Annotated in this window: 10 protein-coding genes; 7 read left to right on the plus strand and 3 right to left on the minus strand. The window is 67.9% G+C overall.

Going from position 1 to position 10,390, the window contains the following annotated elements:
* Positions 1-6: 6 nt before the first annotated feature.
* The 4 genes from ACFWDI_RS34050 (at position 7) to ACFWDI_RS34065 (ending at position 5,252) form a co-directional block, all read left to right on the plus strand.
* Entirely contained in the window at positions 7-885 is an 879-nt protein-coding gene (locus ACFWDI_RS34050) for a DUF317 domain-containing protein (protein WP_385310008.1), read from the plus strand.
* Positions 886-918: 33 nt separating this feature from the next.
* A complete protein-coding gene (locus tag ACFWDI_RS34055; protein WP_385310010.1) occupies positions 919-1,398 on the plus strand; it encodes a hypothetical protein in 480 nt (159 codons plus the stop codon).
* A gap of 560 nt (positions 1,399-1,958) precedes the next feature.
* Positions 1,959-2,954, plus strand: coding sequence for a collagen binding domain-containing protein (locus ACFWDI_RS34060; protein WP_385310031.1), 996 nt, complete (start codon positions 1,959-1,961; stop codon positions 2,952-2,954).
* A 1,080-nt stretch (positions 2,955-4,034) separates the two neighbouring features.
* Entirely contained in the window at positions 4,035-5,252 is a 1,218-nt protein-coding gene (locus ACFWDI_RS34065) for a PIN domain-containing protein (protein WP_385310011.1), read from the plus strand.
* A gap of 509 nt (positions 5,253-5,761) precedes the next feature.
* Here ACFWDI_RS34065 and ACFWDI_RS34070 read toward each other — a convergent pair.
* The 3 genes from ACFWDI_RS34070 to ACFWDI_RS34080 all read right to left on the minus strand — a co-directional run bounded on the left by ACFWDI_RS34070 (position 5,762) and on the right by ACFWDI_RS34080 (position 8,190).
* Positions 5,762-6,064 carry a hypothetical protein gene (locus tag ACFWDI_RS34070; protein ID WP_385310013.1) on the minus strand — a complete coding sequence of 101 codons (303 nt, stop codon included), beginning with the start codon at positions 6,062-6,064 and terminating at the stop codon, positions 5,762-5,764.
* A 217-nt stretch (positions 6,065-6,281) separates the two neighbouring features.
* Positions 6,282-7,868, minus strand: coding sequence for a caspase domain-containing protein (locus ACFWDI_RS34075; protein ID WP_385310015.1), 1,587 nt, complete (start codon positions 7,866-7,868; stop codon positions 6,282-6,284).
* Between the two features lie 10 nt (positions 7,869-7,878).
* Positions 7,879-8,190 carry a hypothetical protein gene (locus ACFWDI_RS34080; protein WP_385310017.1) on the minus strand — a complete coding sequence of 104 codons (312 nt, stop codon included), beginning with the start codon at positions 8,188-8,190 and terminating at the stop codon, positions 7,879-7,881.
* Positions 8,191-8,778: 588 nt separating this feature from the next.
* Here ACFWDI_RS34080 and ACFWDI_RS34085 point away from each other — a divergent pair.
* The 3 genes from ACFWDI_RS34085 (at position 8,779) to ACFWDI_RS34095 (ending at position 10,301) form a co-directional block, all read left to right on the plus strand.
* Complete coding sequence (locus tag ACFWDI_RS34085) at positions 8,779-9,150, plus strand: DUF317 domain-containing protein (RefSeq protein WP_385310019.1); 372 nt, start codon at positions 8,779-8,781, stop codon at positions 9,148-9,150.
* A gap of 104 nt (positions 9,151-9,254) precedes the next feature.
* The gene (locus ACFWDI_RS34090; RefSeq protein ID WP_385310033.1) at positions 9,255-9,536 is read left to right on the plus strand and encodes a hypothetical protein; all 282 of its coding nucleotides are present in this window, start codon (positions 9,255-9,257) and stop codon (positions 9,534-9,536) included.
* Positions 9,537-9,614: 78 nt separating this feature from the next.
* Positions 9,615-10,301, plus strand: coding sequence for a DUF317 domain-containing protein (locus tag ACFWDI_RS34095; RefSeq protein ID WP_385310021.1), 687 nt, complete (start codon positions 9,615-9,617; stop codon positions 10,299-10,301).
* The last annotated feature ends 89 nt before the right edge of the window (positions 10,302-10,390 follow it).

The following is a 10,390-nucleotide window of genomic DNA, read 5'->3' on the forward strand; positions in this document are numbered from 1 at the left end:
GCCCCCTTGACCGGCCCTGACGCCGAAATCGACGGCGACGTCTACGTCTTCCCCCGCTATCTCGCCGGCAGCACCTACACCGGCGACCCGGCCCTTGAGCCCCTGATGGCGCTCGGCTGGGAGCTGACCCACGACGACCTCGCCAACGCCTACCTCACCGCACCCGGCCGCAAAGTCCGTCTCGGCTTCCTGCCCGAAGGAGATGACGACGGACTCTGGCGGATCAATGCCTATGAGGACCGCTTCGGCCCGCCCGCCTGGGGCGTCAGCTTCAACGACACCTGCCCCACCGAGTTCGTCACCGCGTTCACCACAGCCCTGGCCCAGGCGTACCAGGACGGCCCCGAGCACTACCTCGCCCAGCCCGACCCCGCCGACCCCGAACTCGACGCCTTCAACGCCATCGTCCCGCTCATCGACCGCGGCTGGAAGATCCAGCACCCTCGCTGGGGCGTCCTGGAACTGCAGACCCCGGACGGCATGGCCGGGCTCGAATACACCCAGGGCCGGCTCGAACCGGGGAAGGAACTCACCACGCTTCAGGCCCGCTGGTACATGTGGGGCGGCCCGAAAAGCGGATATGCCCGCTGGCACGCCACCGCTTCCACGAACACCCCGATCCCGCTGGTGAAGGCCATCACCGAGAGCGTGTCCGACCCCGCGCCCCTGCCGCGCTGGAAAGATCAGATGATGCGCGGCCTGCGTGAACATTCCCAGCTCGTGCCCGTCACGCCTCCGCCGCCCTCAGTTCCCACGCCCCTCGATGTTCGGCGCACCTCCCCCCGCCGTGCGCCAGGGCTGACCACGCGCAGCGTCCCGCGCTGGAGCACCACCACAACTCCGTCGGCGACCCTGCCTGCCCGTCGCTCCGGCCCCCGCCGCTGACCGACCAGATCCCCTTTGCCCGAGAGAGGCCACGTGGCCCTGCACGCACAGCAGTTCTTCGACGACGTCCTCGAACTGAACCTCCACCAGTACGCCATCGTCGGCGACACCTGTTACGCAGCTCCGCAGCCGAACTCGGCGCTGCGGCTGCGGATCGACTTCGCCCCCACCATCCGCCACGGCGAGTACGACGGACTTCGCCTGCGCGTCTTTCACCCCGAGCAGGGCGTCCTGGACACCGCGATCCTCCGCTTCGCCGACCACGGCACCTTCGCCCGCCGCGACACTGCCCGCGACCTCGTGGCCGGCAAAGACGGCTACGCCGTCATCCGTGACTGGCACGCCCACAGCAGCCAGCCGCCGTGGCACGGCGCGGACGGCACGGGCCTGCGCACGGCGATCGAGCAGTACGCCCACTTCTGGTTCCCGCCCCCGCTGGCCATGTCCCGACCGGCAGCCCGACCTGTCGCCCAGCCCACACCCACCACCGGGGCTTCGCCCCGCAGCCGCTGACCACCCACCTCGCCACGGAGTTCCGGATGTCCACGCCTCGCTGGTTCCCGTCCCATCGACGACCACCGCCACCAACTACCACAGCGGTCGCCGGACCGCCCCCGCCGTCGGGCCCGAACGGTTTCTGGATTGCCGACCCGGACTTCCGCGACCGCCTGCCCAGCGCGACGCTGTCCCTGCTCGACATCGTCGAGGACTGCCTGAACGACGACATCCCGCTAACCCACATCCTCGACGGCGCCCGCGACCACGCCGAGCACATGCTCGGCGTCCCCAGCACCTACGGCATCCTCGTTGAAGCCGAGGCCGCCGCGCAGATCGTCCAGGCCGCCGGATCCCCCTTCGGCCTTGCTATCGCCCAGGGCCTGGCCGGGATCGAGCAACTGCCCGTCGAGCAGCAACAGCAGCTTGTCCGCGCCGCCGCCCGCCGCTACGCGATCACCGCACCCTCCCGTTCGGCAAGCGCACCGGCCGCCTCGCCCGGCGCCGGGCCGCTCTCGCTGAACCACCGACCCGCTCGCCCACATTGTTCCCGCCCGTATCCCTTGGAGAGTTCCTTCTTGCGTATCCGTTCCGCTCGCACCCTCCCGGTCGCTGTTGCCGTCGCCGCCGCAGTGACTGGCAGCCTGTCCTGGGCGCCGACCGCCTCGGCCCACAGCACCGATCCCACCCCGTCCGCGTCCACGTCCTCGACTCCGCGGAACGCGGCCGAGGCGGAGACCGGCGGCGTGGCCATCTTGAAGAAGGACCCCGGCGGCGACGTGCTCGCAGGCGCGTCCTTCACCCTCTTCGACTCCGCGGGCAAGGAGGCCGCCAACGGCAAGACCGACGCCCAGGGGAAGCTCGCCTTCACGGACCTCGCTCCGGGGGTCTACCGCCTCAAGGAAGTCTCCAGCGGCAGCACACTGCACGACACGGTCGACGACCAAGACGTGATCGTCACCCCCCGCACCGACACCCCGCTGACGATCGTCGACCCGTTCAAGGCCGCCTCGGTCCTGCTGAAGGCCAAGGACGACAAGACAGGCAAGCTGCTGGCCGGATCCACGGTCAACATCGGCAGCGGCGACAAGACCATCCTGACGCTGACCACCGGCGCCGACGGCACGGCCACCGGCAAGCTGCCCATCAACTCCCGCACGGGCAGCGACTTCTGGGTCAAGCAGGTGAAGGCACCCGAGGGCTACGACATCTACAAGCCCTCGAAGGCGTTCAAGGCCAAGCCGGGCGACCCCGTGACCGTGACCGTCACCAACGCCAAGACCGCCACCATCCCGCCGCCCACGGAGAAGCCCACCGACAAGGCCACCCCGGGCAAGCCCGGCAAGGATGAGGACACCTCGGCGCCGTCCGCCTCGGGTACCCCGACAGCCGACGCGACCGCGTCGAGCACCGCGGCGCCCGCTCCCGCGGGCTCGCTCGCGCACACCGGCGCCGACGCCACCCCGTGGCTGGTCGGCGGTGCCGGAGTTCTGATCGCTGCCGGCGGAGGCGCCCTCTTCGCGGCACGCCGCCGGCGTACGGACTCCACCGACGACCGCTCCAGCGCGAGCTGACCTCACCCGCGGCAATCCGCAAAGCCCCCGGAATCAAGCAAGCTCTTGATTCCGGGGGCTTTGTCATGGGCGCGTGTCCGATGCGAGCGGAGGCGGGGCGCCACGCGTGGCCCTTGCGTAGCGCGACGCCGAACCGTGAAGGCTCGTACGGATATTCGCCTTCAGGAGTGGACTCGCCGTCCCGTTGGGGTCGGCTGGTGCCGAACACCAGCGCGATGTCGCGGGGGTCCGGCGCACTGCCGCCGGAATCAGCTTTCCCGCACGCAAGGAGCCTTCCCTGTGGCCGAGCGAATCGTCGTCCCCGACCTGTGGACTGGGCGCTGCGAGTGTGGCGACCACGCGTACGAGGCATCCGGCCTCCCGGACGATCCCCACCTCTGCTTCCCTGATGATTGAGTGAGTTTAAGGGCTCACAGGGGGCCCGGCCTCTCCGCAATTCCCGTGCATTGCCGCACGGTGCTGTTCCGCATGGACGCGGACGATCCGCGGCTTACCGTTCTGCGCCACCAGGAGAGCCGTCCCCTGTCGGCAAGGAGACGTTCAAGACACTGAAGCCGACCGCGTCCATCTGGTCTACTGACGTCGAGAGGACTCTGATGCGCTGGTTGGCAGTTGTGGAACCGCTGCGAGAGCAGATGCCGTCCAGGGCGCTCGCGGGCGAGCTGGGTCGCAGGCTTACCGAGCTGGCGACCTGGCGGGACACGTCTGTCGGGTAGTGCAGCGTCAGGCCGTCAGAAAAGGGCGATCGTGTCGATGCCGCGCTCGGCCTGTTCGTCCTGTGCGTCGTCCAGGCCGAGGTTGAGACCTCCAGCGAGCCGACGCAGGACACCAGGACGCCGCCGCCGGGTTGCTCGGTCGGGTCGCGCCGCCACAATCTGCCCTTGGTGGGTGTACCGGCCACTATCCCGGCAGCGATGCGCCGGGAGCAGCAGGGGCATTCAACTCGGGGCATCTTCACGCAAACCAGCGTGACCGAAAGGGCAGGCCGTCATGAGAGCAGCGCGCCGACCAAAACCGGGTGCACGCGTGCACACCGGCTGAAAGCCTGGAACATCTCATGCAGGGCGGGAGGAGCTGGCTTTGATCATCCTGGATACGAACATCTTCTGGGGTCTCACTCCGGAGGACAGCGGCGCGGACTTTCTCCGCGCCATCAAGGCCGTGGGCGGGGAGCGTGTCGCGGTGCCGTGGATGGTCTTGGAGGAGCTGGTGGCTCAGCAGGCCATCAAGCACGAGCAGAGTCACGAGAAGGCGATAGAGGCTGTCAAGGCGCTGCGCGAGAACTCGCCGTGGGGTCTGGACGTGCCGCTCGGTCCTAGCCAACCGGAGGAGGTGCGCAGGTACTGGCGGCAGCGCTGGCGCACCGTTGTGGAGCAAATCCCGACCAGCGCGGAGGCTACGAGGGAAGCGCTGTTCCGGGAGGCGAACCTGCTGCGTCCTTGTCGGCTCGTCAAAGGGGCCAAGACCGGCAGTCGGGACGCTGCGATCTGGTTGTCCGCCGTGGAGTACGCGAGGAAAAACCCTTCTGAAACCGTGTACTTCGTCAGCGCAAACACCAAGGACTTCGGGGACGGTGCAACGTTCCCCTCGCCGATGGGCAAGGACGTCGCCGGCATGGAAGATCGGTTCCGTCTCCTGCCCACCATGGCGGACGTCGTGGCCCAGTTCGCCACCGAGAGGACGACCGACGAAGCTGCTGTGCGTGCCCTCCTGGCGGAGAAGCGGATCCTGAGTCAACTGCTAAACGCTGCCACGGACGGCGGCTGGCTGCCGATGGACGGCTCGTTCGACTGCACGGCCGCGATCGGCCCCAGACGGGACCCGGTGGTTGTGCCAGCCGACGGATGGGTTACGGCCGGGCAGACCATCGTCGCCGACATCGAGGCCATGCAGTCGTACAGCATCGGCGAGCAGGAGTGGTGCTTGGCAGTCGTGCAGTGCCGGCTGATCGGCCTGATCGTCTGGGAAGGCGCAACAGCGTGGGCGAGCTGCCAGTTCACGGCGTCCGTGCTGCTGTCGCTCGGCGAGGACGAACCGCAGTTGACGCTTCTGCGGACCGAGCGGCCTCGGCCAGTCAGCGCTGACGTATACCGGTCGCTGCCTCTGCCGCCAAAGCCGATGACTGCGAAGGAAGAGGCCATGATGCAGACCATCCGCGAGAACATCGGGGCCCGGCTCTACACCCCGAGATCGCAGTGGTCGCGTCTGCCGCGCGCGTACGAGGGGGCTGTGCTGCGGACTGGAATGCGGCCCGACGTCTCGCTGAAGCTCGACTACGAAGCTCCGCCCGGCGGGTGATCACTTCCCGATCCTCCTGCCGTACGCCGGGCGAGTTCGGGTCGGTGGGCTGCCAGGTCGCCCACTCGTTCTCTACGCGATCGATGGTCACGCGGGGCCGTTCGCCCGGAGCGTGGCTATGGCGTCAGCCGCTGGCGGAAAGGTCGTCTGAGAGAGGCCTTCCGTGCTCCTCGCCCTACTGTGGAAGGGTAACGATCTCTCCTGGGAGCAGCGCACTTTCGAGGGCGGCTCGCGGAACTCGGTGCGGCCTGGCGGACCGGGACACCATGATGGGCGTCGCCGCTGCGAGAGACGGGGCGGGCTCGGCTGACCGCAGCGGCCCAAGCGGCGGCCAGCGGGTGCGACGGTCGGCAGTTGTCCTTTGACAACGAAGTTAGTCCGTTGCGGTGCCCTGGCCTGGGGCGACTAGGTTGGATGTCAAACGATCAGCTCCGTCTGCCCTGTGCCATCGAGCCTTCAGCGGATGCCACTGAAGAATGGGTGCGGCTCTTCTGGAGTGAGATCGCTGATCAGGCGTGGAGTTCGTGGTTGTGCTGGTCAGGCTGGGGGTAGAGGCGTTCGCGTTCTTTGTGGGTGTGAAAGACCAGTACTGCGGGAAGTCGCCGTTGCTGATGACGGCGCCGAGGGTGAGGACGGCTTCGGCGCCGGACACGGTCCATCGGCTGCCGGTGATCTGGGTTACCGGCCACCGAAGCCGCCACGGCTGCGGGTTCCGCGACCGCCACGTCACCGGACAGGATCTCCGTCATCGTCTCCCGGGTGATCTCCAACCGGAACAGCACCGACTCCTGCTCGGCAAGGAGTCCGGTCAACTCCTCTATCCGAGAGCGCAGTTCACGGATCTCCTCCCGCGCGCCAGCCTCCCGCTGTCGATCTCCTCAAGCCACGACACCATCGCCATCACCCCCGAAACCAGGCCGCCGACAACACGACGATCGAGCACCCGGCCTTCGGTGAGCAACCGCGCACGTCAAAGCTCCCTACAGAAGAGACGCACCCATCTCCAAAGCCTCTCCACGGGGGGCGTGTTCAGTACTTGGACAGCACGAATGATGTCTGCGCCTTGCCAAAGCCCGGTGCTGTCGCCTCCGCTAGAAAGGTGCCGAAGCCTGCGTACCCTTCCGGAGACGTTCCACACTGCGGAGCACTTGGCTTGCGGTCCCACTTCACGGTGTACGTGGTGTCGCCGTGGGCGGGCGCTAGGAAGAGCCGACTGCCAGAGCCTATGGGGCAGTCGGCAGAGGACCAATAGGCGTCGGAGCTGTTGACCGGCGTGAGGGTCAGTACCGTCTTCTTAGGCCCGAGATCGACCTTGCAGTCGCTGCCGGTGATGTTCTTCGCGGTCAGCAGCAGGGTGGGGATGTCATCGGATCCGTATGCGTTGTGAAGGCTGCGCACGGTCAACTCCGCAGCGCTCGGAGTGCAGTCGGGCAGTGCGGACATGCTGGACGCGCTGGTCTCCCCTGATTCTGAACTGTCCTTGTCGTTCTTGCTGTTCGTGCTGGAAGGCCGCGCCCCGGAGGAGCTGGGCGTGAGCGAGGTCTCCGATCCGGGCTTGTTCGACTTCGCGTCGCCTCCCTTGCCATCGCCGTTGTAGGTGGCCGCGGCCCAGGCCGCGACGCCGAGCAGACCGAGCAGGGTCAGCGCGGAGAACACCCGTCGGCCCAGCCGAACGCCGTGCTGCGGATACGCCGGTCGGGGAGTGCCGGCCTCGACTCCCATCCCGGCGCTCTCATACGCCGTCGTATCGGCGTGCCTTCCCGCTGTGGAGGGCTCACGGATCACGGCGGAGGGCTCACGGACACGCCCCGACCGCCCGCTCGGCGACGGCAGGAAGAGAAAACCGTCGGATGGGATGTCGGTTATGACCCGCAGGGACTGTGGCTGCCCGCTCTTGCGGTACTCGCGGTGCAACTCGGTCATCCGGTCCTGGACGGCGTCCTGGAACCGACCGAGGGGGAGTGTGGCGGCACCGGGATGCGCGGCGATGACGTCGGACACCGACCGGGAGGAGATGCTGAACGAGTCGCCGAGCCGGACCCCGGTGACAGGGTTGATGGGGGAGTCGTGCGGGCGCACGAACAGCGCGTACTGTCCCGGCGAGCAGGCGTACACGTACGCCACCTTGCGGCGCAGCGCGGCGCTGATCTTCTGCCGGCTCCACTGCTTGACACTCGCGACGCCCATCGAGTCCTGCTCGATGCCCTCCCGGCAGGCGTCGATCAGGAAGACGACGTGCTCGGCAGGCGTCTCGTCGAGGTGCTCACGCCAGTCGATCGCCACGCACCCCGACTCGAAGGGATGAGTGTCCTCGTCGATGTCCTCGGGTACGAGGTAGTCGCGACCCTTGGCATGCACGCCGTGCCCGCTCAGCAGGATGAGCAAGGTGTCGCCCGGGCGGGCGCGCCTGAGGAAGCCGACCACCCGGGCGTTCACGTAGTTCGCCGAAACCTGCTTGCCGCCTTCGCGCCCGGCCAGGACCTGCACGTCGTCGAAACCACGGTCCTCGAGCGCCGATCCGAGCCGGGCGAGGTCGGCCGGAATGAAGGGGAGGGGCGGGACACCGCGCATCTCGTAGGCGCTGGCCCCGATGAGGAGGGCTCTGTGACGTACCATCACACGCCGGTCACTGCTTGAAGACCAGTGTGATGCCGTGGCTGCGCTGCATCTGCGCAGAGCCGACGAACTGCACACCCCCGCTCGCCGTCACCTGGAAGGACAGGTGTGCCTCCCGCAACGGCAGCGGTCCGCCTCGGGCGGCGGCCTCGGTGAACACCTGCTGCAACGCGTCAACGGCCTCGGCGAGGTTTTTGCGCCAGGCCCCCAGAGGTACGCTCCTCAGCCGCACCTCACCGTCCCCACCGCCGAACAGGCCCATGGAGTCGCCGTCGTCGTCGAGTCGACCATCTTGATCGTCGTACGAAACCCAGAAGGACAAGGCTGTTACTTCGGATGCATCGGCAGCTGAACTCACGAATCCCCCTTTGCCAGTGACGGTAAGTCAACTGTACGAAGACGGAGGGTGATTCATGGTCAGGAGCGAGAATCCGGTTCCGGTCAATGTCCAACAGCACCAATCGGTCCCGCTCCAGCCACAACTTGAAACCGACATGCTGACCGGTGGTGGCAGCCCAGAACCAGTTCGGAAAGTGACGTTCGCCCCGCGACCAGCGAAACGGCCGGACCGAAGCGACATCCTCGAACGGGCCGTCACGCAATCCTGTATCGGACGTCGAACCCGCTCGCGTACGGGGCTCATGTTCGTCAGCTCGACGTACGGCCCTGCGGACTCCACCCAGCAGGGACAGCCACCCAGCACCCCCAGCGCGTCTACCTCACACGACTAGGTTCGATGGCAAGGCAGCCCAAACGACTGGGTTCGCTGGCAAACGACTCGATTGGATGACAGAGGACAGCAGTTCGCCGGTGGCAGACAAGGAAGATCGCCCAAAGGACTGTTGGACGCTGCAACAGCATGTCAACCTGAACGACCTTCCGGAAAACACCAGGTCAGAGAGGTGATGCTGTGGCATTGGATGCGGCGCAACCCGGATTCGCCACCACGGTCGCGGCCCTGCGACTCCGCTCCTGGAAGCTCGGTGCCGGCCAGGCGATGGAGGTGATCGACCAGTTCTCGGAGGCCGATTTCACCCACATCGTCGATGACCGTGCCGACGTGCACGTCAGCTCGCGCGACGGCCGGTTCTACCTCGGCTACTTCCCGAACGGCCGGCCCGGCGGCGACGACGAGGACTGGGTGACGGGCGAGGGCTGGGTGATCGCGGTCACCGGCACCGCGAACGTCCCCGGCTACCGAATGGCCTTCGGCACGGACACGCCGGCGGAGATCGTCGCCGATGTCGTAGCCCGGATCCTGTCCACCTCCCGGCCCCTGTGACGGGCACGTCCTCCTCCCTATATACGTGCCGCGTACCCTGCCCCTGCTCTCGCGGCCTCGTCCGCTACCGCTAGGAGAACGCCTTGGACCCGCACTCGCCCGAGATGACCGTCGGCGACATCCTCGACCTGCTGTCCACCTGCGATCGCGACACACCCGTCCGTCTCGCCATCAACCCCTTCTTCCCCATGGCCCACCGCCTGGGCGGCGTGGAGAAGACGGTGGACGAGCACGGCCGGCCGATGGTCTACATCGCCGAATCCCCGGAGGCCGAGCAGTTCGGCCCCCTGCCGCCCGCCGTGGCCGTCGCTCTGACCTGGCAGGAGCCGGTCGAGGCACCCCCGCGCCGCCGACGCGGCGCGACCAGGCCGAACAACGGCCAGTGATTCACCCCCGAACTGACGGAGGCGCCCCTGCACCCGCACCACCCCATCGATCCCTCCCACCCCACCTCGCCGGACCCGATGTACTGGGTCACCCCGCGCCACCTGGCCGGTGACGACGGCGTCCTCGCCGAGCGGATCGGCGACACCTTGACCGACCTCGGCTGGCGCATGTGGCCGACCTCCCGCAACACTCTGCTCTATACGAGCCCCGACGGCCTGCGCGGCGCCGAGTGGATCCTCGCCGCCTACCCGTTCGAGCTGGGCGGCCTCCCGGTCGCCTGGCAGCTGTCGGCACGTCCGCACTGCGCCTCGGCCCTGACCGAGTGGAACGCGTACTTCACCTCCGGCGTACCGCACGAGGCCCTCACCGATTTCCTGCTCGCGCTCGACGCCAGCGAGACCCCCGATGCTGGGCTCGAGAACGCCGAGGCGGTACTCACCGCGCTCAGCGCCCGGGGCTGGCTGCGCGACATGGACCGTCCGCGCACGACCGCCACCGACCCCGGCTTCTCCACGAACGTCTCGCTGGAGATGCTGCCGCCGCTCATCCACGACGCCGACCCCCGTGACGACCTGCTGGGCTGGCAGGCGTGGGCGGAGCCCGTACTCGGGGCGCCGTATCTGTGGTGCGCGAGCTTCAGCGCGAGCACCCCGCACGAATTGGTCGCGGCCTTCGCCTCCTCGCTCGCCGCACCCGGACCGGTACCGCGCCTCATACTGCCCGAAGGCGCGGAGGAACGCCTCACCGTGGTCCGCCGCGGCTGACGAGCTGCTCATAGCCGGTGACCGAGGCGGGGGATCGACGGGGTGATGCCCCTTTTCAGGCCCGGTGGTTCCACTCTCTTCACGAGAGT

Source organism: Streptomyces sp. NPDC060064 (genome assembly GCF_042736455.1).
GTDB lineage: Bacteria > Actinomycetota > Actinomycetes > Streptomycetales > Streptomycetaceae > Streptomyces.